The following is a 25,829-nucleotide window of genomic DNA, read 5'->3' on the forward strand; positions in this document are numbered from 1 at the left end:
AGCGCCCGGGCCGTCAGGACAGGCGGCCCACGTAGGCGAGCGCCTGCTTGAGCAGGGTGCCCTGGCCGCCCGTCATCTCCTGCTGCACCATCGGCGAGGCGGCCTCCTCCGGCGTGAACCACACCAGGTCCAGCGCGTCCTGCCGGGGCCGGCAGTCGCCGCGCACCGGCACGATGTAGGCCATCGAGACGGCGTGCTGGCGCGGGTCGTGGTAGGGCGTGACGCCCGGCGTCGGGAAGTATTCGGCCACGGTGAACGGCTGCGGCGAGACGGGCAGGCTCGGCAGCGCCACCGGGCCCAGGTCCTTCTCCAGGTGGCGCAGCAGCGCGTCGCGGATCCGCTCGTGATACAGGACGCGGCCGGAGACCAGGGCCCGGCTCACCGTCCCGTCGGGCGCGATGCGCAGCAGGAGGCCGACGCGGGTCACGGAGCCGGTCTCGTCGACCCGCACCGGCACCGCGTCGACGTAGAGGATCGGCATGCGCCCTCGGACCGACTCCAGCTCCTCGGGAGCGAGCCAACCGGGCATGGTCTCGGTTATTTCGGTCACTCGTTGATCGTACTTGCCGCCGGACCGTGAACCTCGCAGGGGCGGCCGTCCCGTACGGGATCTACATTGTAAAGGCGCCCGGCCCGGACGAGCGCCACGACGGCCGGGACCGGGAACAGCAGCAGGTAGAGGTTGGGCGCCCACCAGGCGGGCGAGAAGTCGCCGCGCAGCGTCCAGAACGCGATGGCCATCAGCCCCGAGGCCATCGTCAGCACGAGCGAGACCAGCATGAGCGGCGGCCCGCCGGGGTCGCGGCGGCGCAGCAGCCACAGGCTCGTCAGGCCGGTGGCGCTGGCGAGCAGGTCGATCCAGAGGAAGGACCAGTTCCAGGCGGCCATGATCGGGTTGGCGTAGTCGGCGAACGCCCACTCCGGCGGGATGAGCCCGAGGCCGGTGACGAGAAAGTAGACGACGAACCCGACGTCGGTGACGAGCATGAGGATCTTCGTCACGCGGATGCGGGGCAGGTCAGTCGCAGGCACGGTCGATCAGCTCCATGAGGTGGGCCCGGGTGCGCTCGTGCAGGCCGGGGCCGGGTTCGGAGAGGCCGAAGAGGCGGGCGGCCCACCAGCCGTCGACGGCCAGGCGCACGGCGGTGGCGGCGGCGGGGTCGATGCCGTCGCCGGTGAGGCGGGCCTGCCAGGCGGCGTAGCGCTCGCGCAGCGGGGCGAGGCCGGCGGGGTCGACGAGCACGGCGGCGAGCAGCGCGGCAGTGACGCGGTCGGCCGGGGCGGCGGCGGGGCCGGTGGTGTGGCGGGCCGGGATGGTCGCGTCGACGTAGGCGCGCAGGATGTCGCGGGGGTGGTCACCGGCGTCGGCCAGGGCCTGGTCGAAGGCGTCGGTGAGGCGTCCGACCAGGCCGGCGACGAGGGCCTGCTTGGTGGGGAAGTGGTAGAAGAGGCCGCCCTTGGAGACGCCGGCGCGCTGGGCGACCGCTTCGAGGGTGAGGGACTCGGCCCCCTGGGCGAGGAGCACGTCGGCCGCCGCGTCGAGCAGCCGTTCGCGTGAGCTGGGTCGTGGCACGCACGTAACTATACCGGTCAGCCGGTACAGTTACGCACGCCCTCGAGGGCGCCCCGGTGGCGCTTTGGTACGTTCGAGCACGTCGTTGACGCTGGGACGAAGGGTGTGCGCTGGGTGGGCGTGCTGGCGTGGGTGAGTGTGGTGGTGTTCCTTGTCGCGTACGCGTTGATCGCGTCGGAGAAGGTGCATCGGGTGGCGGCGGCGCTGGGTGGGGCGGGGGTCATGTTGTTGATCCATGCCACGGGTGCGGAGGCGGCGTTCTTTTCGGAGCATTCCGGGATCGACTGGAATGTGATTTTTCTGCTGCTGGGCATGATGATCATTGTGGGGGTGCTGAAGGAGACGGGGGTTTTCGAGTATCTGGCGATCTGGGCGGCCAAGCGGGCGCGGGGGCGGCCGTTTCGGTTGATGGTGTTGCTGGTGTTGATCACGGCGCTGGCGTCGGCGTTGCTGGACAATGTGACGACGGTGTTGCTGATCGCGCCGGTGACGTTCTTGGTGTGTGAGCGGCTGGCGGTTTCTGCGGTGCCGTTTTTGATCGCGGAGGCGATGGCGTCCAACATCGGTGGTGCGGCGACGTTGGTGGGTGATCCGCCGAACATCATCATCGCCAGCCGGGGCGGGTTGAGTTTCAACGACTTCCTGGTCCACATGGCGCCGATGGTGGTCGTGTTGATGGTGGTGTTCGTCGGCCTGTGCTGGCTGATGTTCGGGCGGACGTTCCGTCATGATCCGGAGCGGGCGGCGGCGGTGATGGCGCTGGACGAGAACGAGGCGATCGGCGACCGGCGGCTGCTCTGGCAGTCGCTCACCGTGCTCGCGATCGTGGTCGCCGCCTTCGTCCTGCATCCGGTGCTGCACTACGAGCCGTCGGTGGTGGCCCTGCTGGGCGCGGGAATCCTCGTCGCCGCCACCAAGATCACCACTGAGCAGGCCATCGCCGAGGTGGAATGGCCCACGCTCGTGTTTTTCGCCGGGCTGTTCGTCATGGTGGGGGCCCTGGTCGAGACCGGGGTGATCGGGCAGCTCTCGGAGGCTGCGGTCGCGGCGACCGGCGGGGAGGTGGCCGCGGCCACGATGGGGCTGCTCGGCGGCTCGGCCGTGCTCTCGGCCATCGTGGACAACATCCCGTACGTGGCGACGATGGCGCCGATCGTCGAGCGGCTGGTCGAGGCCACCGGTGGCGACGGGCCCGGCCAGGTGCTGTGGTGGGCGCTGGCCTTCGGCGCCGACCTGGGCGGCAACGCCACCGCCGTGGGGGCGGCGGCCAACGTCGTCGTGCTCGGCATCGCCGCGCGCAACGGCTCGCCGATCAGCTTCTGGCAGTTCACCAAGTACGGGCTGATCGTCACACCGGTGACGGTCGCGCTGGTCGCACCGTACCTGTGGCTGCGCTACCTCATGTGAGGCGCTTGTAGAAGAAGCCGCAGTCCTGGAGGGAGCCGTCCGGGTCGGCGGCGTAGCCGGGGACCACGCCGTAACGGGTCCAGCCCTCCGACAGGTAGAGGCTCTCGGCGGCGCTGCCGCTGCGCGTGTCGAGGAGCAGGAGCGTGATCCCGGCGGCGTGGGCGGCCTGTTCGAGAGCGGCCAGCAGGGCGCGGGCCAGGCCCCGGCCCCGGGCGTCGCGGTGCACGAGGAGCTTGACGACCTCGGCGCGGTGCCGGGCGTTGGCCTTGCCCGGCAGGGACAGCCCGGCGGTGGCGACGATGCCGCCGGCGTCGTCACGGGCCGTCCACACGAGCAGGGCGCCCGCGGCGACCGCGGCCTCCTGCTCGTGCCACCACCGGGCCGCCGCCTGCCGGTCGAACGGCGCGACGAACCCGAGCGAGGCCCCGTCGTCGACCGCGTCGGCCAGCACTTCGGCCAGCTCCTTGACCGCGCCGGCGTACGTGGCGGGGGTCAGGCGTTCGATGGCGGGCACGGCGGCTCCTTCACGGCAGGACGACGAGCAGGGCGTAGCGGACGGGGGCGGGGCCGGGGCAGTGGAAGCGGGAGCGGCCCCAGAGGCGGAAGCGCAGGCAGTCGCCCGCCTCCAGCCGGTGCGTCCGCCCGCCGGCGGTGATCTCCACGACCCCTTCCAGGACCCAGATGTGCTGCTCCAGGCCGGGCACGGGCGGGGCGTCGTAGGCCAGGTCGGCGCCGGGGCGCAGGGCGCCTTCGACGACCTCGCCGCGCAGGCCGGGATGCGGCGGCGACACCGACCTGCGGGTGAACCCGGACGCCTCGTCGCGCCACACCGGCTGCGCGGCGGCCCGTACGAGCTGGGGCGGCTCCGCCTCCACCTCGGCGAGCAGGCGGGACATCGTCCGGCCGTAGACCGCGCAGAGCTTGCCGAGCAGGGTGGCCGTCGGGCTGATCTCCGCGCGTTCGAGGCGGGACAGGGTCGAGCGGCTGATCCCGGCGCGGGCGGCCAGCTCCTCCAGCGACCAGCCGCGCTCGGCCCGCAGCTCGGCCAGCCGCTCGGCGAGTCTCTCCGCCAGGTCTCCCATATGCGAGACGATATCCCATATGTGGGAATCGTGAACCGGGGGGTCGTCCGGGCCGACTGAGCCGGTTGACGAGAGGGGCGACATGACGGACGAGCTGCTGGTGGTGCGCGCCCAGCTCGGCGAGCGCGCGGCGCTGGCCGAACTGGTACGCCGCTGGCATCCGCGCGTGTGGACGTACACGCGGCGCATGCTGGACGCCGGGCGGGCCGACGACGTGACCCAGGAGATCTGGCTCGCGGTGGTGCGCGGGCTGCCCCGGCTGCGCGAACCCGGACGGTTCACGCCGTGGCTGTTCACCGTCGCCCGGCGGGCCGTCGCCGACCGGCTGCGCGAGGAGTACGGGCGCGCCGAGGAGCCCGCCGCCGCCGAACCCGCCGCCGGCGACCCCGTCGAGGCGATGGTGGACCGCGCCTCGCTCGTCGCCGGGCTGGCCGCGCTGCCCGTGGCCGAACGGGAGGTGCTCGTCCTGTTCTACCTGGAGGAGCTGACCGTGGAGGAATGCGCGCAGGTGTGCGGGATTCCGCCCGGCACCGTCAAGTCCCGGCTGAACCGGGCCCGCCGCCTGCTGGCGCGACGACTGAGGGAGAGTCATGGATGACGAGCCGCGCCCGACGGCGCAGGAGATGATCGACCGGCTGGCCGGGCCGCTGTCGCCGTGGAGCCGCGTCCGCGCCGTGGTGGCGCTGGTGGCGGGGCTGGCGGGGGCGGCGTTCGTGGGGGCGCTGTGGTCGAGCGAGGAGGCGCTGCCGGGCCGCACCCACCTGGCCTTCGCCCTGTTCCAGGCGTTCTGCCTGGCCTGGGCGGCCTACGGGGGGTGGCTGGTCACCCGGCGGGTCCCGCTCTTCGCCACTGACCGGGTCATCGCCGCCTGGCTCGCCGTCGTCGCCTCCGCCGCCACGACCGCCCTGGTCGCCGCCTTCACCACCCCGCCGCTGCCCGCCCTGGCCGTGGGCGGCGCCTTCCTCGCCGCCGCCCTCCTCCTCGCCGTACGCGCCCACACCCGCCGCGCCGCCCTTCTCCGGCGCAAGCACCTGCTGGAACGCCGCCCCGCCCCCGACTGAACCTTGCGGGAGCCCGCCCCTCCCGCTGGCCTGGAGGGAGGCCCGGGCTCCCCTGAGGTCCCCTGAACGGGGGCGCCCTCTGGAGAGGGCGCCCGCCCGGAAGCTGCCTGCCCGGACCGAGCATCCCCGAGCCCGGAGTTTCCCCACGCGCGACGTCCCCCGAGGGGCGTCCGCCCGGACGTGGCGCTCACCCGGATGTGGCGCTCACCCGGACAGGGCGTCCCTCCGAACCGGGGTTCACCTGCGGGTGGGCGTCCGTGGGCGTGCGGGTGGAGTGGCCGCTGGGTCTCCGGGTCTCGGGGGCCCTGGCGGTGGGGTCAGGGGGTGGGGGTGAGGTGGTCGAGGGTGGTGCGGATGGTGTCGAGGGCCAGGCGGACGTGGGACGGCCGGGTGCGGACGCTGAGGACGCACAGCCGCAGGTAGAAGCGCCCGCCCAGGGTGGTGCTCGACAGGTAGACGCGGCGGGTGGCGTTGATCCTGGCGAGCAGTTCGCGGCCCGCCTCGTCGCCGCCGCGCGGCCGGAAGACGACGACGGTGAGGTCCGGTTCCCAGGGGACGTCGAGGCGCGGGTCGGCGGCGAGTTCGCGGTGGACGAGGGTGGCCTGGTCGAGTTTCTCGTCCAGGGCTTCCTCGAAGGCCCGCACCCCGTGCAGGTGCAGCGGCAGCCACAGGCGCAGGCCGCGGAACTCGCGGGTCAGTTCGACGCCGAGGTGGCCGAAGTCGGGCAGGTCGCCGATCTGGCCGATGTCCTGGAGGTACTGGCCGTCGGCGGCGTGGGCGGCGTGCAGCAGGGCGGGGTCGCGGACGAGGAGCACGCCCGTCCCGTACGGCAGGAACAGGCTCTTGTGCGGGTCGAAGGCGATGGAGTCGGCCTCGCCGATCCCGGTGAGCGTGGCGCGGCCGCGGCGGGTGAGCTGGAAGCCGCCTCCGTAGGCGGCGTCGACGTGGAACCACAGGTCGTGGGCGCGGGCGAGGCGGGCCAGTTCGGGGAGCGGGTCGACGGTGCCGGTGCTGGTGGTGCCGGCGGTGCCCGCCAGGAGGAAGGGGCGCAGCCCGGCGGCGCGGTCGGCTTCGATCATGCGGGCGGCGGCGGCCACGTCCATGCGCAGGTCGGGGGTGGAGGGCACGACGCGGACGCCGCGGCCGGGCAGGCCGGCGATGCGGGCGGCCTTGGCGATGCTGAGGTGGGTGTGCTCGGTGACGTACAGGGTGCCGTCGCGGGCGTCCTCGCCGAGCCGGGCGTGGCGGGCGGCGACGAGGGCGGACAGGTTGGCCGGTGAGGCGCCGGTGGTGACGAGGCCGCCGGAGCCGGGCGGGAGGCCGAAGCGGGCGGCCAGCCAGGTGAGGACGCCGTGTTCCATGGCGACGAGCGCGGGCGCGGTCTGGGCGACGCCGGTGAAGCGGTTGGCGGCCTGGGCGAGCATCTCGGCGAGCACGGAGGAGACGAGGCCGCCGGCGGGGAAGTAGGCGAGGTAGCCGGGGCCGGCGGTGTTGACGCCCTGGCCGGCTGCCTGGCGGAAGGTGTCCAGGAGGTCGCCGAGGTGTCCGGGGTCGTCGCCGGGCGGGCGGCGCAGCAGGGCGGTCAGGCGGGCGGTGTCGCGGTAGTCGCTGGCGGGGGAGGCGGGCAGTTCGGAGAGCCAATCGGTCAGGAACGCGGTCGCCTCGCGGGTCAGGTCGTGGAGGGCGTCGCCGGTGGGGTCGAGGGGCACGATGGGGTGATGCGTCATCCGGACACGGTAGGAAGGCCCGGCGTGTGGGGGATTGGATGTTCTTGCACCGCTCGCTGGTAGGCGCCGGGGGTGGTGCCGACGATGCGGCGGAAGTGGCGTGACAGGTGCGACTGGTCGCAGAACCCGGCGGCCTGGGCCGCCTCGGCGGGGGGCGTGCCGCGTGCCAGGAGTTCGCGGGCGCGGCGTACGCGGAGCTGGGTGAGGTAGGCGTGCGGCGGCAGGCCGTAGGCGCGGCGGAAGGCCCGCACGAGCGCGAACGGCGTGGTCCCGACGGCCTCGGCGAGCTCCCGCAGGCCGGGCGGGCGGGCGTGAAAGTTCCACGCCGCCGGGGCGGCGGCGGGGGTCTCCGGGGAGAGGCAGGCGTGCAGGAGGTCGCGGGCGCGGGCGGCGGCGGTGGGCCCGGCGGCGGTGCGGGAGAGGGCGCGGGACAGGGTGCGGGCGGCGGCGCGGGGCCGGGCCTGGGTGGCGACGAGGCGGGCCAGCAGCAGGTGGAGGGCGGTGTCGGCGGTGAGCGGGTCCTCGGTCTCGGCGGCGCGGTGCGCGGCGACGACGAGCGCGGCGAGGCGGGCGTCGGTGATTACCGGCCGGGCGAAGGACGGGGCGTCGCGGCCGGTGAGCGCGGTGAGCTGGGCGGGCGTGGGGTAGAGGACGCGGTACGTCCAGCCGCCGGGGGTGTGGGCGTGGCCGGTGTGGACGACGCCGGGGTCGATGAGCACGACCTCGTGGACGCCGGCGTGGGCCAGGCCGCCCGGCAGGTGGATGGCCTCGGCGCCGGACTCGACGGCGCCGATGGCGTAGGTGTCGTGGCTGTGGCGGCTGAAGCGGTGGCCGACGTAGCGGGCGCGCATGAGGTCGAGCCCGCCCATCCCTGGATGGCGCCAGTAGCGCACCTTCTCCCCGGCGCTCATGGTTGAGGATTCTCTCACTGGAATAGCGGCTTTTGTCAAACAAGGAAAAAATGTCGTTGGGTCTATCGCAATCGCCCCTTTTTTTCTTACGATCGCATCGGCCAATCACGATCGACGAAGGGATCGCCGATGACGATCGAGATCAAGAAGGTCGAAGAAGTGGAGACGACGGGCAACAGCAACAGTTGCTGACCGTCGGCGGGGCCTTCGTCGCGGGAGGAGGCCCCGCACCTCAGCGTTCCGGGAGCGGCATTGGCAAGGGTTCAGGTGAATCCGGCTTTTCCACTTTTTGTTGATGACGTCAATAATAAAGTCAGACTGGGGGACTTTCCGCCCACCGGGCAGATCCTGGATCCCGCACCGGAGCCGCTGCGCCGGCTCATCCGGCTGTGCGCGCGCGAGCCGGTGGCGCGCGGCGAGTTGCACGCGCTCATTCCCGAGGTGGCGCCCCGGGAGATCGACGCGGCGGTCGACCGGCTGCTGGAGGCGCGGGTGCTGGTGACCGAGGCCGACCTCGGCGCGCTGGCGGCCGACGACCGGCTGGGGCGGTTCGGGCTGTTCCTGGCGATGTTCCATCCGGCGGGGCGGGCCGCCGCCGCGCTCGGCGACCTGGCACGGGCGCACGTGGTGGTGCTCGGCGCCGGGGCGATCGGCGCGGGCGTCGCCCTGCACCTGGCGACCTCGGGCGTGGGCAGGCTGACGCTGCTCGACGACGACCGGGTGGAGGTCGGCAACCTGCACCGCCAGCACCTCTACACCATGGACGACCTGGGCGCGGCCAAGACCGACGCCGCCGCCCGCGCGCTGCGCCGCCGCAGCCCAGAGGTGGAGATCACCCAGGTCACGCGGCGCATCACCGGCCCGCGCGACGTGCCCACGGACGCCGACCTGGTCGTCAACACCGTCGACACCCCGCAGCCGCACATCCGCCGCTGGGTCAACGAAGCCTGCGTCGAGGCGGGCGTGCCGTTCGTGACCGGCGGCTTCAACCAGCACACCGGGCTGGCCGGGCCGCTCGTCGTCCCCGGCGAGACCGGCTGCCTGACCTGCCAGGAACGCGCCCTGGCCGCCCGTTACGGCACCGCCGAGCTGCCCGTCAGCGACAACGAGGGCCGGGCCGCGCCGTCGTTCGGGCCGCTGTGCGCGATCGTGGCCGGGATGCTCGCCTCGGAGGTGATCCGCCACCTGACCGGCACCGGCCCGCCCGCGCTGCGCGGCCGGGCGGTGTGGCTGGACCTGCTGACGCTGGAGACGACCACGAGGGCGTACGGGCGCGACGCCGGGTGCGGGGTCTGCGGGTGAGGACGGACCTGTCGTTCCTCAGCGTCGTCGCCGACGGGCCGGACGACTACGTGATCGGCAACGGCGAGACGTTCGTGCACGTCCCGGAGGTGGCGGCGGCCGTGGTCGCGGCGCTCGACGGCACCAGGACGGCCGCCGAGGCGCGCGCCCGGGTGCTGGCCGATCGGGGCGTCGACGTGGACGTGGAGGCGTTCGTCAGCGGCCTGGACGGCGCCGGGCTGCTGAGCCCGCCGCGCCGCCCGCCCAACGTGTGGGACCGGATCAGGCCGGGGCACGTGGCGTGGCTGTTCTCCCGCCCGGCCGACGCCGCGCTGCTGCTGCTGACCGGCTGCGCGATCGCCGCCGCGCTCACCCGGCCAGGGGTGCTGCCGGACCCGGCGACGCTGGTGTGGGCCGACAGCCTCGCGTTCACGCTGGCGTTCGCGGCCGGGTCGTGGCTGCTCGTGCTGGTGCACGAGCTGGGCCACATCGCCGCCGCCCGGTCGCTGGGCGTGCGGGCGGAGCTGTCGCTGGGCACCCGGATGCAGTTCCTGGTCGTGCAGACGCGGATCACCGGCGTGTGGGCGGTGCCCCGCCGGGCCCGCTACCGGGCCTACCTGGCGGGGATGCGGGTCGACTGGCTGCTGGCGTGCGCCTGCGCGTGCGTGCTGGCCGTGACGGACGCGCCGGTGGCGCGGCTGGTCATGGTGATCTGCCTGGCGCAGATCGCCTGGCAGTTCCTGTTCTTCATGCGCACCGACGTCTACTACGCCGTCGCCAACGCCACCGGGGAGAAGAACCTGATGGCCGACGCGCGGGCCTACCTGCGGCGGCGGGGCGGCCAGGCGCGGCGCGCCGTGCGGGTGTACGCGTGGTTCCTGGTGGCCGGGCGGGTGCTCGGGCTGGCCTTCTTCGCCTGCTACACGGTGCCCGTCACGGTGGCGATCTGCCGCCGGTCGCTGGAGGAGCTCGCCGGGCCGGGCGGCTGGCGGCCGGTCGCCACGCTGGCCGTGGTGGCGGCCGGCTGGCTGCTCTACCTGGGCGTTCTCCTCAGGCGTCTCATCCGCACCAGGTCTACCGCGACGAATTCGGGGGAGTAACGCCAGGTAAGTCCCTTGTGGAGCCTGGAGGTCGTCCATGCCCGGCACGTCCACGACGAGCCGCGTCGCCATGCTGGTGCTCGCGACGGTCGCGTTCGCGGTCAACTTCTGGGCGTGGGGACTGCTGAGCCCGCTCGGCGGGGTCTACGAGAAGCAGCTCCGGCTGACCGCGTTCGAGGTGTCGGTGCTGGTCGCGGTGCCCGTCATCGTCGGCTCGCTGGGCCGGATCGTGCTCGGCGCGCTGACCGACCGCTACGGCGGCAGGCTCGTGTTCGGCGTCACCACGCTGCTCGGCATCGTCCCGGTGGTGTTCCTGGCGTACGCGGCCAGCTATCCCGCGCTGCTCGCCGGCGGGTTCGTGCTGGGGCTGACCGGGGCGACGTTCGCGGTCGGGGTGCCGTTCGTCAACGCCTGGTTCCCGCCCGAGCGGCGCGGCCTGGCGCTGGGCGTGTTCGGCGCGGGCAACATCGGCACCGCGATCTCCGGGTTCGCCACGCCGTGGCTGGCGCAGCGCTTCGGCCAGCAGGCGCCGTTCTGGACCGTCGCGGTCGCGCTCGCCGTCATCGGCGTGGTCATGCTGGTGTTCGGGCGGGACGCGCCGGGCGCCGAGCCCGCGACCGAGCCGTTCGGCCGCCGCTTCCTGGCCGCCGCCCGGCTGCGCACCACGCGGGAGCTGGCCGGGATGTACGCGCTGACGTTCGGCGGCTTCGTCGCGTTCGGCGTCTATCTGCCGCTGTACCTGAGGAGCGTCTACCACCTGGAGGTCGCCGACGCCGCCGCGCGCAGCGCCGGGTTCGTCGTGCTGTCGACGGTGGCCAGGCCCGTCGGCGGCTGGCTGGCCGACCGGCTGGGCGGCGAGCGGGTGCTCGGCTGGGCGCTGGCCGTGGTGGCGGTGTGCGCGGTCGCGGTGTCGTTCGCGCCGGCCATGCCCCTGGCCACCGTGGGCTTCCTGGTGATGGCGGCGGCGCTCGGCCTCGGCAACGGCGCGGTGTTCGCCGTGCTCGGCCGGGCGGTGCCCGGCGCGATGGTGGGCAGCGCCACCGGCGTCGTCGGCGCCGCCGGCGGCCTGGGCGGCTTCCTGCCGCCGATCGTGATGGGCCTGATCTACCAGGCCACCGGCTCGTACGCGATCGGGCTGATGCTGCTGGCGGCGGTGGCGTGCGGCGCGTTCGTCTACTGCTGGTTCGTCCTGCGCCCCCGGGCGCGTGCCTGACGGAGAGGTGTGATCCCTATGGCCGGCATCGACGGCCCGATCAGCGACGCGCTGCTGAGGCTGGGCCGCTACCTGCGCCCCGGCGAGGTCTCGGCCGACCTGCGGACGCTGCACCAGATCGGCGGCCGGCAGGGCGACGCCTTCTACCGGGACCGGTGGAGCCACGACAAGGTGGTGCGCTCCACGCACGGCGTGAACTGCACCGGCTCGTGCTCGTGGAAGGTGTACGTCAAGGACGGCGTGATCACCTGGGAGGCGCAGCAGACCGACTACCCGAGCGTGGGCGGCGACCGGCCGGAGTACGAGCCGCGCGGCTGCCCGCGCGGCGCCGCGTTCTCCTGGTACACCTACTCGCCGACGCGGGTGCGTTACCCGTACGCGCGCGGCGTCCTGGTGAGCCTGTACCGGGAGGCGAAGAAGCGGCTCGGCGACCCGGTCGCCGCCTGGGCCGAGATCACCACGGACCCGGACAAGCGGCGCAAGTATCAGTCGGCGCGGGGCAAGGGCGGGCTGGTCCGGGTCACCTGGGAGGAGGCCACCGAGATCGTCGCGGCCGCGCACGTGCACGCGATCAAGACGTACGGGCCGGACCGGGTGGCGGGCTTCTCCCCGATCCCGGCGATGTCGATGGCCTCGCACGCGGTGGGCGCCCGGTTCATCTCGCTGATCGGCGGCGCGATGCTGTCGTTCTACGACTGGTACGCCGACCTGCCGGTGGCCTCGCCGCAGGTGTTCGGCGACCAGACCGACGTGCCGGAGTCGGCCGACTGGTGGGACGCCTCCTACCTGATGCTGTGGGGCTCGAACGTGCCCGTCACCCGTACCCCGGACGCCCACTACATGGCCGAGGCGCGCTACCGGGGCCAGAAGGTCGTGGTGATGTCGCCGGACTACAGCGACGCGGCCAAGTTCGCCGACGAGTGGCTCGCCCCGAACCCCGGCACCGACGGGGCGCTGGCGATGGCGATGGGGCACGTGATCCTCAAGGAGTTCTTCGTCGACCGGGTCACGCCCGCCTTCGACCGTTACGTACGGCAGTTCACCGATCTGCCGTTCCTGGTGTGCCTGCGCGAGCGCGAGCCGGGCCGCTACCTGCCGGACAAGTTCCTCACCGCCGCCGACCTGGGCCACGACGGGAAGGAGGCGGCGTTCACCACAGCCGTGTGGGACGGGCGCACCGGCGGGCCGGCGCTGCCCAACGGCTCGCTCGGCTTCCGCTACTCCGAGCACGGCGCGGGCCGCTGGAACCTGGACCTGGGCGACCTCGACCCGGCGCTGTCCCTGTACGAGGGCGGCGAACCGGTAACGGTCGTCCTGCCGCGCTTCGACGGCGACAGCGGCGGCGTGCTGGAGCGCGGCGTGCCCGCCCGGCGGATCGGCGGCCACCTCGTCACCACCGTCCACGACCTGCTGCTCGCCCAGTACGGAGTGGCGCGCGACGGGCTGCCCGGCCGCTGGCCGTCCGGCTACGACGACGCCGCCGAGCCGTACACGCCGGCCTGGCAGGAGCCGATCACCGGCGTGCCGGCCGGGAAGGCGGCGCGGATCGCGCGCGAGTTCGCCCGCAACGCCGAGGAGTCCGGCGGCCGATCCATGATCATCATGGGGGCGGGGGCCAACCACTGGTTCCACGCCGACACCATGTACCGCTCGTTCCTGGCGCTGACGACGCTGACCGGCTGCCAGGGCGTCAACGGCGGCGGGTGGGCGCACTACGTCGGCCAGGAGAAGTGCCGCCCGATCACCGGCTGGGCGCTGCTGGCCTCCGCGCAGGACTGGTCGCGCCCGCCCCGGCAGATGATCGGCACCGCGTACTTCTACCTGAACACCGGCCAGTGGCGCTACGACACGTTCAGCGCCGACGTGGTGTCCTCGCCGCTGGGCGGCGGCGCGTTCGCCGGGCGCGCCACCGCCGACCTGATCGCCGCCTCGGCGCGGATGGGCTGGATGCCGTCCTGCCCGACGTTCGCCCGCAACCCGCTCGACCTGGCCGACGAGGCCGCCGCCGCCGGGCGGGACCCGGGCGCGTACGTCGCCGAGCAGGTGGCGACCGGCCGGCTCGGCTTCGCCTGCGAGGACCCCGACGCGCCGGAGAACTGGCCGCGCGTGCTGACCGTGTGGCGGGCCAACGTGCTCGGCTCCTCCGCCAAGGGCGACGAGTACTTCCTGCGTCACCTGCTCGGCGCCGACTCCTCGCTGCGCGCCGAGGAGGCTGGGCCGGACCGGCGGCCCCGCGACGTCACCTGGCGGGAGGAGACGCCGCAGGGCAAGCTCGACCTGCTGCTGACGCTGGACTTCCGGATGACGTCCACCACGCTGTTCTCCGACGTGGTGCTGCCCTCGGCGACCTGGTACGAGAAGCACGACCTGTCGAGCACCGACATGCACCCGTTCGTGCACGCCTTCACCCCGGCCATCGACCCGCCGTGGCAGACCCGTACGGACTTCGCCGCCTTCCACGCGATCGCCGAGACGTTCAGCGAGCTCGCGGCCCGCCACCTGGGCACCCGCACGGACCTGGTGGCGGCGCCGCTGCTGCACGACACGCCCGACGAGCTGGCCACCCCGCACGGCCGGGTGCGCGACTGGCGCGCCTCCGGCGACGTGCCGACGCCCGGCGTGGACTTCCCCAAGATCGTCGAGGTACGGCGGGACTACGGGGCGATCGCCGCCAAGATGGGCGCGCTCGGCCCGCTCGCCGACAAGCTCGGCGCCGCCACCAAGGGCATCGCGTTCGACCTGTCGCAGGAGGTGGAGGAGCTGCGGCGGGCCAACGGCGCCACGCCGTCCGGCAGGCCGTCGCTGGCGACCGACGCCCACCTGTGCGAGGCGATCCTGGCGCTGTCGGGCACCACGAACGGACGGCTGGCCGCGCAGGGGTTCGCCACGCTGGCCCGGCGCACCGGCACGTCGTTCGACGGGCTGGCCGAGGAGCACCGGCGCGTCCGCTTCGCCGACACGCAGGCCAGGCCGGTGCCGGTGATCACCTCGCCGGAGTGGTCGGGCAGCGAGACGGGCGGGCGCCGCTACTCCGCCTTCACGCTCAACGTCGAGCACCGCAAGCCCTGGCACACCCTCACCGGCCGCCAGCACTTCTACCTCGACCACGACTGGATCCAGGAGGCCGGCGAGACGCTGCCGGTCTACCGGCCGCCGCTGAACATGACCGCGATGTTCGGCGAGCCCCGGCTCGGCGAGTCGGGCGAGCGCGGCATCGTCGTGCGCTACCTGACGCCGCACTCCAAATGGTCGATCCACTCCGAATACCAGGACAACCTGCTCATGCTGACGCTCTCGCGCGGCGGGCCGACGATCTGGATGAGCCCCGCCGACGCCGCCAGGGCCGGCATCGCCGACAACGACTGGATCGAGGCCGTCAACCGCAACGGCGTCGTCGTGGCGCGGGCCGTCGTCTCGCACCGCATGCCGCAGGGCACCGTGTACATGTACCACGCCCAGGAACGGGTCGTGGACGTGCCCAAGAGCGAGATCTCCGGGCGGCGCGGCGGCATCCACAACTCGCTCACCCGGCTGCTCGTCAAGCCCACCCACCTGATCGGCGGCTATGCGCAGCTGTCGTTCGCGTTCAACTACCTCGGGCCCACCGGCAACCAGCGCGACGAGATCACCGTCATCCGCCGCCGCTCCCAGGAGGTCGACTACTGATGAGGGTCATGGGCCAGCTCGCCATGGTCATGAACCTGGACAAGTGCATCGGCTGCCACACGTGCTCGGTCACGTGCAAGCAGGCGTGGACGAACCGGGCCGGCACCGAGTACGTGTGGTTCAACAACGTCGAGACCCGCCCAGGCCAGGGCTACCCCCGCACCTACCAGGACCAGGAGCGGTGGAAGGGCGGCTGGGAGCTCAACCGGCGCGGCCGGCTCCGGCTCCGCGCCGGCGGCCGGCTGAAGAAGCTCCTGACGATCTTCGCCAACCCGCTCATGCCGTCCATCCAGGACTACTACGAGCCGTGGACCTACGACTACGACCGGCTCTTCTCCGCCCCCGCCACCCAGGACACCCCGGTCGCCCGGCCCACCTCGCTCATCACGGGCGAGCCCACGAAGATCACGTGGAGCGCGAACTGGGACGACGACCTCGGCGGCGCCCCCGCCCTGACCGCCGCCGACCCGGTGCTGCGCCGCGTGTCGGACGAGGTCAAGCTCGACTTCGAGCGGGCGTTCATGTTCTACCTGCCGCGCATCTGCGAGCACTGCCTGAACCCCTCCTGCGTGGCCTCCTGCCCGTCCGGCGCCCTGTACAAGCGCTCCGAGGACGGCATCGTGCTCGTCGACCAGGACCGCTGCCGAGGCTGGCGCATGTGCGTGACGGGCTGCCCGTACAAGAAGGTGTACTTCAACCACCGCACCGGCAAGGCGGAGAAGTGCACGTTCTGCTATCCGAGGGTCGAGGTCGGCATCCCGACCGTGTGCTCGGAGACGTGCGTGGGGCGGCTGCGCTACATCGGCCTGATCCTGTACGACGCCGACCGGGTGGAGGAGGCCGCGTGCGTGGCCGACGAGCGGGACCTGTTCGAGGCGCAGAAGGGCGTGCTGCTCGACCCGGCCGACCCGGAGGTGATCGCCGGGGCGCGCGCCAACGGCATCCCGGACGACTGGCTGGAGGCCGCCCGCCGCTCGCCCGTCCACCAGCTGATCTTCGAGTACGGGGTGGCGCTGCCGCTGCATCCCGAATACCGGACGATGCCGATGGTCTGGTACATCCCGCCGCTGTCACCCGTCGTGGACGCGCTGTCGGGCACCGGGCACGACGGCGAGGACGCCGGCAACCTGTTCGGCGCCATCGACGCGCTGCGCATCCCGATCGGCTACCTGGCCGAGCTGTTCAGCGCGGGCGACCCCGAGCCGGTCCGCGCCGTGCTGCGCCGCCTGGCCGCCATGCGCTCCTACATGCGCCGCCTCAATCTCGGCCAGGAGCCCGACGAGTCCATCGCCACGGCCGTCGGCATGACGGGCGAGCAGGTCGAGCGGATGCACCGGCTGCTGGCCCTGGCCCCCTACGACGAGCGGTACGTGATCCCCGCCGCCCACGCCGAGCAGGGCGCCCAGCTGGAGGAGCTCGGCTGCAGCCTCGACTACGAGGGCGGCCCCGGCATGAACGGCCCGTTCGGCGAGGCGTCCGGCGCGCCCGCCCCCGTCGCCGTGGAGAACTTCCACGCGCTGCGCCAGCGCCAGGCGGGCGACGCCCTCGACCGCGCCGACGAGCTGCACGGCCGCGTCAACCTGCTCAACTGGGACGGCAAGGGCACCCCCGAAGGGCTGTTCCCGCGCCGGGAGGACAAGCCGTGAGCGACCGAACCGTGCACCTGGCCGCGTCCGTCCTGCTCGGCTACCCCGACGAGCGGCTGGCCGAGGCGCTGCCGCTGCTCGCCGACACCGTGCGCGCCCTGCCGCGCGGCGAGCCCGCCCGGCGGCTGGCCGCCTTCCTCGACCACGCCGCCGCCACCCCGCTCGGCGAGCTCGCCGAGCACTACGTGGCCACGTTCGACCTGAAACGGCGCTGCTCGCCCTACCTGACCTACTACGCCTACGGCGACACCCGCCGGCGCGGCCTGGCGCTGCTCCGCTTCAAGCAGGCCTTCCGCGAGGCCGGGTTCGAGCCCGGGCCCGAGGAGCTGCCCGACCACCTGGCGGTCGTCTGCGAGCTGTCGGCACGCGGCGCCACCGCCCAGGCCGTCCGGCTGATGCGCGAGCACCTGGCCGGCCTCGACCTGCTGCTGGAGGCGCTGCGCGAGGCGGGCTCGCCGTACGCCGACGTGGTCGCCGCCGTGCGCGCCACGCTGCCGCCGGCCACCGCCCGCGACCGCGCCGCCGCGCTGCGGCTGGCCGAGCAGGGCCCGCCCGCCGAGGAAGTCGGCTTCTTCTCCGGAGGAAACGGATGAACCCGCTCGACCTGCTGCTGTGGGTGATCTGCCCGTACGTCGCCCTGACCGTCTTCGTGCTCGGGCACGTGTGGCGCTACCGCTACGACAAGTTCGGCTGGACCACCCGCTCGTCCCAGCTGTACGAGTCGCGGCTGCTGCGCGTCGGCAGCCCGCTGTTCCACTTCGGCATCCTCGTCGTCATCCTCGGCCACGTCGGCGGCCTCGTCATCCCCAAGTCGTGGACCGAGGCGGCCGGCATCAGCGAGCACGCCTACCACGTGACCGCCGTCGTCCTCGGCACCATCGCCGGGGCGTGCACGCTGGCGGGCCTGGCCATCCTGCTGTACCGCCGCCGCACCGTCGGCCCCGTCTTCACCGCCACCACCCGCAACGACAAGCTCATGTACGCCGTCCTGACCCTCGTCATCGTGCTGGGTCTGGCCGCGACCGTCGCCGCGAACGTGCTCGACGGCGGCTACGACTACCGGGCGACCGTCTCGCCCTGGTTCCGGTCGATCTTCTACCTGCGGCCGCGGGGCGAGCTCATGGCCGGGGCGCCGCTGCTGTTCCAGGCGCACGCCTTCAGCGCACTCGTGCTCTTCACCATCTGGCCCTTCACCCGGCTGGTGCACATGCTGACCGCGCCGATCGGCTACCTGACCCGGCCCTACATCGTCTACCGCAGCCGCGGCCCGCGCACCGGGGCGCCCGGCTGGGAGCCCACCGGCCGCCGATAAGGTGCCGGTCATGACGTCCGTACACCACTCGGTCTCGACCTGGCAGCAGCCGCTGCCCGCCCCGGCCTCGCCCGAACGTGACGCGCTCGTCCGCGACCTGGCCGCCCGCGTCCTGGCGCGGGGCGGCGGGCGCCTCCTGGTCGGCATCGACGGCCTCACCGCCGCCGGCAAGACCAGCCTCGGCCACGAGCTCGCCGAGGCGATCGCCGCCACCGGCCGGCCCGCCCTGCGCGCCACGCTCGACGACTTCAAGAAGCCGTGGAAGGACCGCCACCTGTACGACCGCGAGTCGGGGGAGGGCTACTACCGCAACGCCTACGACTACGACGCGCTCAAGCGGCTCCTGCTCGGCCCGTGCCGCGACCCCGAGGCCGCCTCCTGCGCGCTGTGCTCCATCGACCCTCTCACCCAGGTGGACCACTCCGCCACCACGGCCCCGCTCACCCCGGACAGCGTCCTCGTCGTCGACGGCGTGTTCGCCTTCCGCCCCGAGATCGACGACTGGTGGGACTACCGCATCTGGGTCGACGTGGACGCCGACCTGTCGATCCGGCGCGGCGCCGCCCGCGACGCGAACTGGGCCGGCTCCGGCGCCGAGGCCGTCCACCGCGACCGCTACCTCGTCGCCGCCCGCCTCTACCTGGCCGAGGCCGACCCGGTGCCGCGCATGGACGCCGTCGTCGACAACCGCGACTTCGCCCGGCCCCGCCTCGTCACAGACCGTGGATCCGCCGCCCGGTGATCTGGTGCGGCACGATGCGGATGTAGAGCGTCCGGTCGCCGCCCACCCACGGGGTGACGTCCGAGGCCGACAGCCCGGCCGCCTCGTCCGGCGCCACGTGGTGGAACGGGCCCTGCACCAGCACGCTCCAGCCCTCCCGCTGCGCCTCGTCGATCCGGTCGACCTCGAAGCCGACCACGATCTCCACGCCCTGCACTCCGGTGCGCAGATCCCGGTCCATCGGCCCGCCGTACGCCGTCCGGAACAGGATCGCGCCGTCGTGCAGGCGGTAGTTGACCGGCAGCACCGTCGGCCCGTGCGAGCCGTCGAACGCCACCCGGCCGATGCCGCCCGGCTCGATCAGGCGCAGGCACTCCTCCCGGTCCAGCACCTCCACGTGCGGCGACTCCGCCGCCGGCCCGCCGCCGGGCGGCCGGTCGGCGGTCCCGCCCAGCAGGTCCTCGGACGTGGTGCCGAGGGCCGTCGCCAGCCGCGACAGGGCGTCGGCGCTCGGATTGCCGGGATTCTCCTCCAGATACTGCAGGTAGCCCGGCGACATGGCCGCCCGCCCCGCCACCTGCTCGCGCGACAGCCCGAGCCGCTCGCGGTGGTACGCGATGCGGCGGCCGAGATCGCCCGTCCCCGTCATGTCGTTCCCCCTTCCCCCCAGGGACGCTACCCACGCCGCACCGGCCCACGCGGTAAGGTGCCGGGCGATGACGGACTTCCGCCCCGGCCTCGCGCTGGCCCGCTCCTTCTACCGTGACGTCCTCGCGCCGCTCGTGCCGGTGCAGCACACCGCCTGCCTGCTCGGCGAGGGCTCCGAAGTGCTCGGCTACGACAGCGAACGCTCCACCGACCACGAATGGGGGCCGCGCGCCCAGGTGTTCGTCGCCGCCGCCGACGTCGAGCCCGTACGCCGCGCCGTCGCCGGCGGGCTGCCCGCCGAGCACGAGGGACGTCCGACGGCCTGGTTCTCCCTGGCCGCCGGCGCCGTCACCCACCACGTCGAGATCACCACCTTCGACGCGTGGATCCGCGACCGGCTCGGCCTCGACCCGCGCGACGGCCTCGACCACGCCGCCTGGCTCGCGCTGCCCCAGCAGCGGCTGCTGCACGTCACCCGGGGCGAGGTGTTCCGCGACGACGCCGGCGAGCTCACCCGGGTCCGCGACCTGCTCGCCTGGTATCCGGGCGACGTGTGGCGCTGGCTGGTCGCCTCCCAGTGGCACCTGATCCACAACACCGAGCCGCTGATCGGCCGCACCGCCGAGGCGGGCGACCCCCGCGGCGGACGCCTGCTGGCCGCCCGGCTGAGCGAGCTCGTCATGGAGATGTGCTTCCTCCAGGAGCGCCGCTACCGGCCCTACGCCAAGTGGTTCGGCACCGCGTTCGCCGAGCTGGAGGCCGCCGCCACGATCGGGCCGCTGCTCGACGCCGGCCGGCTGCCCGAGGCGCTGGCCGAGCTCGGCCGCCGGCACAACGACCTCGGCCTCAGCGCGCCGGTCGAGCCCGTGCTCGGCGACTTCCGGGTCGGGATCAACGACGCGGTCCGCCCGTACCGGGTGCTCAACAGCGCCGGCTTCCACGCCGCCACCGTCGCCGCGATCACCGACCCCGCGCTGCGCGCCCTCGTCACGGTCGGCGGCCTCGACCAGCTCACCCACGCCGACGACGCGCTGGTCAACCTCACCCTGTGGCCCGGCTGCCTGGGCGAGGTCTACCGGTCACTGCTCGACGGCTAGGAACCTTACGGCGGCCCGTACATATCCCGGCATTACGGTCGGCGCAGTTAGCCGATCGCCCCTCTGGAAAGAGGGAGGGCATGATCGTGGTGGGGGTTGACGGGTCCAGGGCGGGGCTGGAAGCCGCCGCGTGGGCGGCCGCCGAGGCGGAGCTGCGCCACGTGCCGCTGCTCATCGCGCACGCCATGACCCGCTGGGCCGTCGAGACCGGCGACGGCAGGCTGGCCGACGTGGCCGCGTGGATGCGCGAAGGCGGCCGGTCCGTGCTGCAGGCCGCCCGGGAACGGGCCGGCCGCGACCGGCCCGAGGCCGACGTCGAGACGACGCTGCTGGCCGGCGACCCGCGCGAGGCGCTCATCGCCGCCGGGCGCGACGCCGAACTGCTCGTCATCGGCAGCCACGGCATCGGCGGCGTACGCGGCATGCTCGTCGGCTCCGTCGCCCACGGCGTCGCCGGACGCGCCCCCTGCGACGTCGTCCTGGTCCGCGAGGTGCCCTCCTCGCCCCGCCAGGAGATCGTGGCCGGCGTCGACGGCTCCGAAACCTCGGCCCGGGTGCTGGACTTCGCCTTCGCCGAGGCGCGGCTGCGCGGCTGCCGGGTGCGCGCCGTCCACGCCTGGAACTGGCCCGGCCCCTTCGACGACGCCGAACGGACCGTGCTCGCCGACCTGCTCGCCGGGCCGCGCGAACGCCACCCCGGCGTGCCCGTGATCGAGGAGACCGTCCACGCGCACCCCGTGGAAGCCCTGCGGCAGGCCGCGACCGGCGCCGAACTGCTGGTCGCGGGCTCACGCGGGCGCGGCACCCTCGCCGGGATGGTGCTCGGCTCGGTCAGCCAGGCGCTGCTCCAGCACGCGCCCTGCCCCCTCGCCGTCGTGCGCTCGCCCTAGCCGATGTGCTCGTGCGGCGGCGTCACCGGCGCCGCCTCCTGGGCCTCCTGGGCTTGCCGGGTCTCGTCGTCGGTGCGCTCGATCTGGATGTTCCACTCGGCGGCCATCGCGGCCAGCGCGCCGACCGCCGTGATCACCGGGGCGACGATCAGCGCCGCCACCCCGACGGTGACGGGCACCTCCAGCACGGTGTTGCCGTGGGAGTCCTTGAGGATGATCCGGCGCACGTTCCCCTCGTGGATCACCTGCTTGATCTTCTCGGTCAGCTCGTGCCCGCGGACCTTGGTCTCTTCTCTGGTGACGGTCATACCGGAGACCTCCCCACGTACGGGCCCCCCGGCGTGAAGCCCCGCACCCGATCCGGCAGGCGCAGGTAGATCTAGCGGGCTCTCGCCCCCGACCCCCAGCCCTCGCTTGCTCCCGCCCCGGTCGCGTCGGCCACGCCGGTTGCGCCCGCTGCATGCCGCCGGCGGTGGCCAGGACCGTACCTGCCCGTTGGTCTCGCCCCTCAGGCCGGATAAGCGTGCGTCTCCGCTGCCTTGATCCCCGCCCACACCAGCCGGCCCGGGCTCAGGTCCAGGTCGGCCACGGCGGCCGGGGTGACGTCGGCGAACGCGGCGATCGGCCCCTCCAGATGGACGCGGACGTTGTCGCCGTGCCGTTCGATCCCGTCGATCGTGGCCTGCCACAGGTTGCGCGGGCTGCCGTCGGGCCGGGAGCGGTAGAGGGCCAGCGCCCCCGGGGAGAACGCCACGAACGCCGGCCCGTCCACCCGCTCCGCCGCCGTCAGCAGCAGCTCGCCGACCTTGACCCGGTGCCCCTCCGCCAGGCCCTGATACAGGTTCAGCCCCACCAGCCGCGCGACGTACGCCGTGCGCGGGCGGCGGGCCACGTCGGCGGGCGAGCCCTCCTGGACGACCGCGCCGTCCTCGATCACCACCAGCCGGTCGGCCAGCACCATCGCGTCCAGCGGATCGTGCGTCACCAGGACCGTCGCTCCGTCGAACCCCGCCAGATGACGGCGCAGCTGCGAGCGGACCTCCAGGCGGGTGTGCGCGTCGAGCGCCGCCAGGGGCTCGTCCAGCAGGAGCAGCCGAGGCCGCACCGCCAGCGCCCGCGCCAGCGCCACCCGCTGCGCCTGCCCGCCCGACAGCCCCGCCGGGCGGACCGACGCCTGCGCGGCCAGGCCGACCCGTTCCAGCAGCTCGGCGGCCACCCGGCGCGCCGCCGTCTTCGACCGGCCCTGGCAGCGCGGCCCGAACGCGACGTTGTCCAGCGCCGACAGATGCGGGAACAGCAGGTAGTCCTGGAACACCATGCCGATCGGGCGGCGCTCGGCCGGCAGCTCGTGCAGCGGCAGGCCGTCCAGCGTCACGTGCCCGCCGGACAGGCCCGTCAGCCCCGCCAGCGCCCGCAACGCGGTCGTCTTGCCCGCGCCGTTGGGGCCCAGCAGCGCCACCACCTCCCCGGCGGCCACCTCCAGCGTCACGTCCAGCGCGAACGCGGGCCGCCTCACCACCAGCCGGGCATGCAACGTCACGCGCTTACCCACCTGTCACGCAGGCTCGCCAGGATGATCACGGACACGGCCAGCAGCACCAGGCTGAGCACGATCGCCGCCTCCGGCTCCGTCTCCAGCGCCAGGTAGACGGCCAGCGGCATCGTCTGCGTCCGGCCCGGGAAGTTGCCCGCGAACGTGATCGTCGCCCCGAACTCGCCGAGCGCCCGCGCCCAGCACAACACCGCCCCCGCCACCACCCCCGGCATGACCAGCGGCAGCGTCACCCGCCTGAACACCGTCCACCGCGACGCCCCCAGCGTCGCCGCCGCCTCCTCGAACCGCTGGTCGGCGCCGCGCAACGCGCCCTCCACGCTGATCACCAGGAACGGCATCGCGACGAACGCCTCGGCCACCACCACCCCCGCCGTGGTGAACGGCAACGACACCCCGAACGCCGACTCCAGCCACTGCCCGGCCACCCCGCGCCGCCCCAGCACCAGCAGCAGCGCGACGCCGCCCACCACCGGCGGCAGCACCAGCGGCACCGTCACCAGCGCCCGCACCACCCGCCGGCCCGGGAACGACACCCGCGCCAGCAGCCACGCCAGCGGCACCCCGAGCACCAGGCACACGGCCGTCGCCACCGTCGCCGTCACCAGCGACAGCCGCAGCGCCTCCAGCACCTGCGGCTCGGCCAGCCGGCTCGGCAGCGTCGCCCACGGCGCCCTGATCAGCAGCCCGGCCAGCGGCAGCACCAGGAAGCCCAGCCCGAGCACCGCAGGCACCACCAGCACCCACGGCAACCGCCCAGCCACCACCCCACTCCGCCCCGGCGGCACCCCGACCCGTTTCGGTGGCGCGCCGGGACGCTTCTGGGGCTCGGGCGTGTTGGCCGAGCTCATGGAACCTCGAACCCCGCCCTCGTCAGCACGTCGCGCCCCCGCTCCGACCGGACGAGCTCGACGAACTCCGCCGCAGGCCCCGCCGTCAGCGCGGCGATCGGATAGTCGTTGACCGCCTGCGCCGCCTCCGGGAAGTCGATGCCCGTAACCCTGCCCGCCGCCGCGGCCACGTCGGTCCGGTAGACCAGCGCCGCGTCCACCTCGCCCAGCTCGACCTTGGTGAGCGTCGCCTTGACGTCACGCTCCAGGGTGACCGGGGTGACCTTCACCCCGGCGGACTCCAGGGCCTTGACCGCCGCCGCCCCGCACGGCACCTGCTCGGCGCAGAGCGCGACCTTCACCCGCGGATCGGCCAGATCCGCCAGCTCGTCGACCCCGGCCGGATTGGCGACCGGCACGGCGATCCGCAGCCGGTTGCGCGCGAACGTCACCGCCTTCGCGTCGGTGGCGGCCTTCATCGTGGCCGGACTCGCCGAGGCGAACACGTCCACCGGCGCCCCCTGCGCGATCTGCTGCGCCAGCGTGGCACTGGACCCGAAGTTGAACCGCACCCGCACCCCCGGATGCTCGGCCTCGAACGCCGCGCCGAGCTCGGTGAACGTACCCGTCAGCGACGCCGCGGCGAACACCGTCAGCTCCCCGTCACGCGCCTCACCCGGCGCGCACCCCGCCAGCACGACGACGGTGGCGGCGAGCAGCAGCGACAGACGCCTGAACACCGATGGGCCTCCTCACGGGCTCGGCACGCGCGCGTGCTCGGGAATCTCCACGACCACGTTGGTGGACTTGATCACCGCGACCGCCACGACCCCGGGCTCCAGCCCCAGCTCGTCGGCCGCCTGACGGCTCATCAGCGACACCACCCGGTACGGGCCCGCCGCGATCTCCACCTGGGCCATCACCGCGTCGCGGATCACCTCGGTGACGATGCCGCGCAACCGGTTGCGCGCCGAGGACCGCCCCCCGTCCTCTGCCTCGATCCGCTCCCTTGCGAACGCCGCCAGATCGGCGCCCCCGACCAGCCGGTGCCCGTGCTCGTCCCGCTCGGCCGCCAACCGGCCCGCGTCGACCCACCGGCGCACGGTGTCGGCACTCACGCCGAGCAGCGCCGCAGCCTCGCTGATCCGAAACGTCGTCACGGTCGCCCATTGTATATGCGAGCCGATTCCCTGCTATAGCTAGGCAATCGCGAGCCCATCCCAACGCGTTGGAGCCGTACAGCCGACCACTCGCCCGCGCGCCCGACGTCTTTCCAGGCGCGCGCTTTCAGGCCCGCGGGAGAGCCGGGTTTCTGCTGGTCGGTCTGGGGTGTAGCAGGGGCTTGGGTGTTGGGTGGGTCAGCGGCGCAGGTCGCGGTTGGCCAGGAGGAGGCACGCGTACGGGACCGGCAGCATGGCGAGCCAGAATGCGTGCGCCTCGTCCCAGTGGCCGAACCCGCATGTGGGCGGCCATAGCCGGATCTGCTCCGGCAGCAGGATGGTGCCCAGTACCAGGCCGAGCTGCACCACCACGGCGGCCATGGCAGCCTGTCGCCCCTGGGCGTGCCGGACGGCGGCCGCGGCGGCGGCCAGCCCGATCCCCAGGCAGACGCCCATCTCGATCAGCAGGTCGCCGATCGGGAAGAGGGCGTCGGCGGGAAGCCGGGACAGGGCGTAGGCGAAGGCGGCGAGCCAGATGACGACCGCGGTGCCCCCGGCCAGCAGGCAGCGCAGCGCTTGCCGTACCCATCGGGGGACGGTTGCCGCGCCGAGGTCGGCGGACATGGCGTCGACCAGTGCGAACGTGGCGGCGGAGCCGAGCAGGGTGCCGGTGATCCGCATGAGCAGCAGTGCGTCGCCCGGCGGCAGGGTCTCGCCGGCCTGCACCGCTGTGAGCAGGGCTGCGGCGAAGGCTGTGACGATGGCGAGTGGCGTCCAGTCGATGGCCTTGAGGAGGGGGCGGACCAGCAGGATCGCAGGTCGCCACCGGGTGCGGCGCACCGGCGGGCCGGAGCCGGGCCGGTCAGGGGTCCGGTCAGGGGTCCGGTCGGGGGCTGCTCGTCCGGTGGGCGGGGCGGCGTCGTCGAGCGAGAGGGGTGGCTGCAAGGGCATG

Annotated in this window: 27 protein-coding genes; 13 read left to right on the forward strand and 14 right to left on the reverse strand. The window is 73.6% G+C overall.

The features are described from left to right. Positions 1 to 13: 13 nt before the first annotated feature. Genes ACBI99_RS27500 through ACBI99_RS27510 form a run of 3 tightly spaced genes read right to left on the reverse strand, consistent with a single transcriptional unit; the run spans position 14 to position 1,573 of the window. Positions 14 to 550 carry an NUDIX hydrolase family protein gene (locus ACBI99_RS27500; protein ID WP_357593236.1) on the reverse strand — a complete coding sequence of 179 codons (537 nt, stop codon included), beginning with the start codon at positions 548 to 550 and terminating at the stop codon, positions 14 to 16. Beyond that, on the reverse strand, positions 547 to 1,032 hold the full coding sequence (locus tag ACBI99_RS27505; protein ID WP_357593238.1) for a DUF5360 family protein: 486 nt from the start codon (positions 1,030 to 1,032) through the stop codon (positions 547 to 549). The genes ACBI99_RS27500 and ACBI99_RS27505 overlap by 4 nt, the downstream gene beginning before the upstream one ends. Continuing rightward, on the reverse strand, positions 1,019 to 1,573 hold the full coding sequence (locus ACBI99_RS27510) for a TetR/AcrR family transcriptional regulator (RefSeq protein ID WP_219512323.1): 555 nt from the start codon (positions 1,571 to 1,573) through the stop codon (positions 1,019 to 1,021). Before ACBI99_RS27510 ends, ACBI99_RS27505 begins: the two co-directional genes overlap by 14 nt. A 114-nt stretch (positions 1,574 to 1,687) precedes the next feature. On the opposite strand from ACBI99_RS27510, the gene ACBI99_RS27515 reads away from it, so the two are divergent. After that, the gene (locus ACBI99_RS27515) at positions 1,688 to 2,980 is read left to right on the forward strand and encodes an SLC13 family permease (RefSeq protein WP_375073830.1); all 1,293 of its coding nucleotides are present in this window, start codon (positions 1,688 to 1,690) and stop codon (positions 2,978 to 2,980) included. Here ACBI99_RS27515 and ACBI99_RS27520 read toward each other — a convergent pair. Next, positions 2,973 to 3,494, reverse strand: a complete 522-nt coding sequence (locus ACBI99_RS27520) for a GNAT family N-acetyltransferase (RefSeq protein ID WP_308126091.1) — start codon at positions 3,492 to 3,494, stop codon at positions 2,973 to 2,975. The genes ACBI99_RS27515 and ACBI99_RS27520 overlap by 8 nt on opposite strands. A 10-nt stretch (positions 3,495 to 3,504) precedes the next feature. Beyond that, positions 3,505 to 4,062, reverse strand: a complete 558-nt coding sequence (locus tag ACBI99_RS27525; RefSeq protein WP_219512285.1) for a helix-turn-helix domain-containing protein — start codon at positions 4,060 to 4,062, stop codon at positions 3,505 to 3,507. An 82-nt stretch (positions 4,063 to 4,144) separates the two neighbouring features. Between ACBI99_RS27525 and ACBI99_RS27530 the strand changes: the two genes are divergently transcribed. Both ACBI99_RS27530 and ACBI99_RS27535 read left to right on the forward strand, forming a co-directional pair. After that, a complete protein-coding gene (locus ACBI99_RS27530) occupies positions 4,145 to 4,660 on the forward strand; it encodes an RNA polymerase sigma factor (protein ID WP_219512283.1) in 516 nt (171 codons plus the stop codon). Then, a complete protein-coding gene (locus tag ACBI99_RS27535; RefSeq protein WP_375073831.1) occupies positions 4,653 to 5,123 on the forward strand; it encodes a hypothetical protein in 471 nt (156 codons plus the stop codon). The genes ACBI99_RS27530 and ACBI99_RS27535 overlap by 8 nt, the downstream gene beginning before the upstream one ends. 317 nt (positions 5,124 to 5,440) lie before the next feature. On the opposite strand, the gene ACBI99_RS27540 is transcribed toward ACBI99_RS27535, so the two are convergent. Continuing rightward, positions 5,441 to 6,850 (reverse strand): pyridoxal phosphate-dependent decarboxylase family protein, encoded by a 1,410-nt coding sequence (locus ACBI99_RS27540; protein WP_375073832.1) that lies wholly within the window; start codon positions 6,848 to 6,850, stop codon positions 5,441 to 5,443. After that, complete coding sequence (locus ACBI99_RS27545; RefSeq protein ID WP_375073833.1) at positions 6,847 to 7,761, reverse strand: AraC family transcriptional regulator; 915 nt, start codon at positions 7,759 to 7,761, stop codon at positions 6,847 to 6,849. Before ACBI99_RS27545 ends, ACBI99_RS27540 begins: the two co-directional genes overlap by 4 nt. Positions 7,762 to 8,181: 420 nt before the next feature. On the opposite strand from ACBI99_RS27545, the gene ACBI99_RS27550 reads away from it, so the two are divergent. Genes ACBI99_RS27550 through ACBI99_RS27585 form a run of 8 tightly spaced genes read left to right on the forward strand, consistent with a single transcriptional unit; the run spans position 8,182 to position 18,721 of the window. Beyond that, positions 8,182 to 9,063, forward strand: a complete 882-nt coding sequence (locus ACBI99_RS27550; RefSeq protein WP_375073834.1) for a TOMM precursor leader peptide-binding protein — start codon at positions 8,182 to 8,184, stop codon at positions 9,061 to 9,063. Beyond that, positions 9,060 to 10,142: a hypothetical protein gene (locus ACBI99_RS27555; protein WP_375073835.1), complete on the forward strand. Its 1,083-nt coding sequence runs from the start codon at positions 9,060 to 9,062 to the stop codon at positions 10,140 to 10,142. The genes ACBI99_RS27550 and ACBI99_RS27555 overlap by 4 nt, the downstream gene beginning before the upstream one ends. Before the next feature lie 37 nt (positions 10,143 to 10,179). After that, complete coding sequence (locus ACBI99_RS27560; protein ID WP_357593250.1) at positions 10,180 to 11,355, forward strand: MFS transporter; 1,176 nt, start codon at positions 10,180 to 10,182, stop codon at positions 11,353 to 11,355. Between the two features lie 18 nt (positions 11,356 to 11,373). After that, positions 11,374 to 15,021 carry a nitrate reductase subunit alpha gene (locus tag ACBI99_RS27565; protein ID WP_375073836.1) on the forward strand — a complete coding sequence of 1,216 codons (3,648 nt, stop codon included), beginning with the start codon at positions 11,374 to 11,376 and terminating at the stop codon, positions 15,019 to 15,021. Then, entirely contained in the window at positions 15,021 to 16,667 is a 1,647-nt protein-coding gene (gene narH, locus ACBI99_RS27570; protein WP_219512245.1) for a nitrate reductase subunit beta, read from the forward strand. Before ACBI99_RS27565 ends, narH begins: the two co-directional genes overlap by 1 nt. Further along, entirely contained in the window at positions 16,664 to 17,260 is a 597-nt protein-coding gene (gene narJ, locus ACBI99_RS27575; protein ID WP_219512236.1) for a nitrate reductase molybdenum cofactor assembly chaperone, read from the forward strand. Before narH ends, narJ begins: the two co-directional genes overlap by 4 nt. Further along, positions 17,257 to 17,979: a respiratory nitrate reductase subunit gamma gene (gene narI, locus ACBI99_RS27580; protein ID WP_219512214.1), complete on the forward strand. Its 723-nt coding sequence runs from the start codon at positions 17,257 to 17,259 to the stop codon at positions 17,977 to 17,979. Before narJ ends, narI begins: the two co-directional genes overlap by 4 nt. Positions 17,980 to 17,989: 10 nt before the next feature. Next, the gene (locus ACBI99_RS27585; protein WP_357593258.1) at positions 17,990 to 18,721 is read left to right on the forward strand and encodes a uridine kinase; all 732 of its coding nucleotides are present in this window, start codon (positions 17,990 to 17,992) and stop codon (positions 18,719 to 18,721) included. Here the strand turns inward: ACBI99_RS27585 and ACBI99_RS27590 are convergent. Beyond that, on the reverse strand, positions 18,693 to 19,349 hold the full coding sequence (locus ACBI99_RS27590; RefSeq protein ID WP_357593260.1) for a pyridoxamine 5'-phosphate oxidase family protein: 657 nt from the start codon (positions 19,347 to 19,349) through the stop codon (positions 18,693 to 18,695). The two genes, ACBI99_RS27585 and ACBI99_RS27590, sit on opposite strands and share 29 nt — an antisense overlap. A 67-nt stretch (positions 19,350 to 19,416) precedes the next feature. On the opposite strand from ACBI99_RS27590, the gene ACBI99_RS27595 reads away from it, so the two are divergent. Further along, a complete protein-coding gene (locus tag ACBI99_RS27595) occupies positions 19,417 to 20,445 on the forward strand; it encodes a DUF4037 domain-containing protein (protein ID WP_375073837.1) in 1,029 nt (342 codons plus the stop codon). Positions 20,446 to 20,525: 80 nt separating this feature from the next. Beyond that, complete coding sequence (locus tag ACBI99_RS27600) at positions 20,526 to 21,335, forward strand: universal stress protein (protein WP_219512183.1); 810 nt, start codon at positions 20,526 to 20,528, stop codon at positions 21,333 to 21,335. Here ACBI99_RS27600 and ACBI99_RS27605 read toward each other — a convergent pair. The 6 genes from ACBI99_RS27605 to ACBI99_RS27630 all read right to left on the reverse strand — a co-directional run bounded on the left by ACBI99_RS27605 (position 21,332) and on the right by ACBI99_RS27630 (position 25,828). Next, complete coding sequence (locus ACBI99_RS27605) at positions 21,332 to 21,643, reverse strand: DUF4342 domain-containing protein (protein WP_357593266.1); 312 nt, start codon at positions 21,641 to 21,643, stop codon at positions 21,332 to 21,334. The genes ACBI99_RS27600 and ACBI99_RS27605 overlap by 4 nt on opposite strands. A gap of 200 nt (positions 21,644 to 21,843) precedes the next feature. Then, complete coding sequence (locus ACBI99_RS27610; RefSeq protein ID WP_375073838.1) at positions 21,844 to 22,875, reverse strand: ABC transporter ATP-binding protein; 1,032 nt, start codon at positions 22,873 to 22,875, stop codon at positions 21,844 to 21,846. Continuing rightward, on the reverse strand, positions 22,872 to 23,738 hold the full coding sequence (locus tag ACBI99_RS27615) for an ABC transporter permease (protein ID WP_375073839.1): 867 nt from the start codon (positions 23,736 to 23,738) through the stop codon (positions 22,872 to 22,874). Before ACBI99_RS27615 ends, ACBI99_RS27610 begins: the two co-directional genes overlap by 4 nt. Then, on the reverse strand, positions 23,735 to 24,457 hold the full coding sequence (gene modA, locus ACBI99_RS27620; protein WP_375073840.1) for a molybdate ABC transporter substrate-binding protein: 723 nt from the start codon (positions 24,455 to 24,457) through the stop codon (positions 23,735 to 23,737). The genes ACBI99_RS27615 and modA overlap by 4 nt, the downstream gene beginning before the upstream one ends. A 12-nt stretch (positions 24,458 to 24,469) precedes the next feature. Beyond that, a complete protein-coding gene (locus tag ACBI99_RS27625; protein WP_219512170.1) occupies positions 24,470 to 24,877 on the reverse strand; it encodes a molybdopterin-binding protein in 408 nt (135 codons plus the stop codon). A gap of 198 nt (positions 24,878 to 25,075) precedes the next feature. Continuing rightward, the gene (locus ACBI99_RS27630; RefSeq protein ID WP_375073841.1) at positions 25,076 to 25,828 is read right to left on the reverse strand and encodes a hypothetical protein; all 753 of its coding nucleotides are present in this window, start codon (positions 25,826 to 25,828) and stop codon (positions 25,076 to 25,078) included. Position 25,829 lies beyond the last annotated feature (1 nt).

Origin of the sequence: Nonomuraea sp. ATR24, assembly GCF_041950485.1 — a bacterium.
GTDB classification, from domain to species: domain Bacteria; phylum Actinomycetota; class Actinomycetes; order Streptosporangiales; family Streptosporangiaceae; genus Nonomuraea; species Nonomuraea ceibae.

What these genes read in the sequence shown, in the direction of transcription:
- ACBI99_RS27525 (WP_219512285.1), bottom strand. Translation starts at nt 4,062, where the DNA reads ATGGGAGACCTGGCGGAGAGACTCGCCGAGCGGCTGGCCGAGCTGCGG.
- narH (WP_219512245.1), top strand. Translation starts at nt 15,021, where the DNA reads ATGAGGGTCATGGGCCAGCTCGCCATGGTCATGAACCTGGACAAGTGC.
- ACBI99_RS27560 (WP_357593250.1), top strand. Translation starts at nt 10,180, where the DNA reads ATGCCCGGCACGTCCACGACGAGCCGCGTCGCCATGCTGGTGCTCGCG.
- ACBI99_RS27615 (WP_375073839.1), bottom strand. Translation starts at nt 23,738, where the DNA reads ATGAGCTCGGCCAACACGCCCGAGCCCCAGAAGCGTCCCGGCGCGCCA.
- ACBI99_RS27585 (WP_357593258.1), top strand. Translation starts at nt 17,990, where the DNA reads ATGACGTCCGTACACCACTCGGTCTCGACCTGGCAGCAGCCGCTGCCC.
- ACBI99_RS27595 (WP_375073837.1), top strand. Translation starts at nt 19,417, where the DNA reads ATGACGGACTTCCGCCCCGGCCTCGCGCTGGCCCGCTCCTTCTACCGT.
- ACBI99_RS27530 (WP_219512283.1), top strand. Translation starts at nt 4,145, where the DNA reads ATGACGGACGAGCTGCTGGTGGTGCGCGCCCAGCTCGGCGAGCGCGCG.
- ACBI99_RS27545 (WP_375073833.1), bottom strand. Translation starts at nt 7,761, where the DNA reads ATGAGCGCCGGGGAGAAGGTGCGCTACTGGCGCCATCCAGGGATGGGC.
- ACBI99_RS27605 (WP_357593266.1), bottom strand. Translation starts at nt 21,643, where the DNA reads ATGACCGTCACCAGAGAAGAGACCAAGGTCCGCGGGCACGAGCTGACC.
- ACBI99_RS27535 (WP_375073831.1), top strand. Translation starts at nt 4,653, where the DNA reads ATGGATGACGAGCCGCGCCCGACGGCGCAGGAGATGATCGACCGGCTG.
- ACBI99_RS27600 (WP_219512183.1), top strand. Translation starts at nt 20,526, where the DNA reads ATGATCGTGGTGGGGGTTGACGGGTCCAGGGCGGGGCTGGAAGCCGCC.
- ACBI99_RS27565 (WP_375073836.1), top strand. Translation starts at nt 11,374, where the DNA reads ATGGCCGGCATCGACGGCCCGATCAGCGACGCGCTGCTGAGGCTGGGC.
- ACBI99_RS27590 (WP_357593260.1), bottom strand. Translation starts at nt 19,349, where the DNA reads ATGACGGGGACGGGCGATCTCGGCCGCCGCATCGCGTACCACCGCGAG.
- ACBI99_RS27540 (WP_375073832.1), bottom strand. Translation starts at nt 6,850, where the DNA reads ATGACGCATCACCCCATCGTGCCCCTCGACCCCACCGGCGACGCCCTC.
- narI (WP_219512214.1), top strand. Translation starts at nt 17,257, where the DNA reads ATGAACCCGCTCGACCTGCTGCTGTGGGTGATCTGCCCGTACGTCGCC.
- ACBI99_RS27630 (WP_375073841.1), bottom strand. Translation starts at nt 25,828, where the DNA reads ATGCCCTTGCAGCCACCCCTCTCGCTCGACGACGCCGCCCCGCCCACC.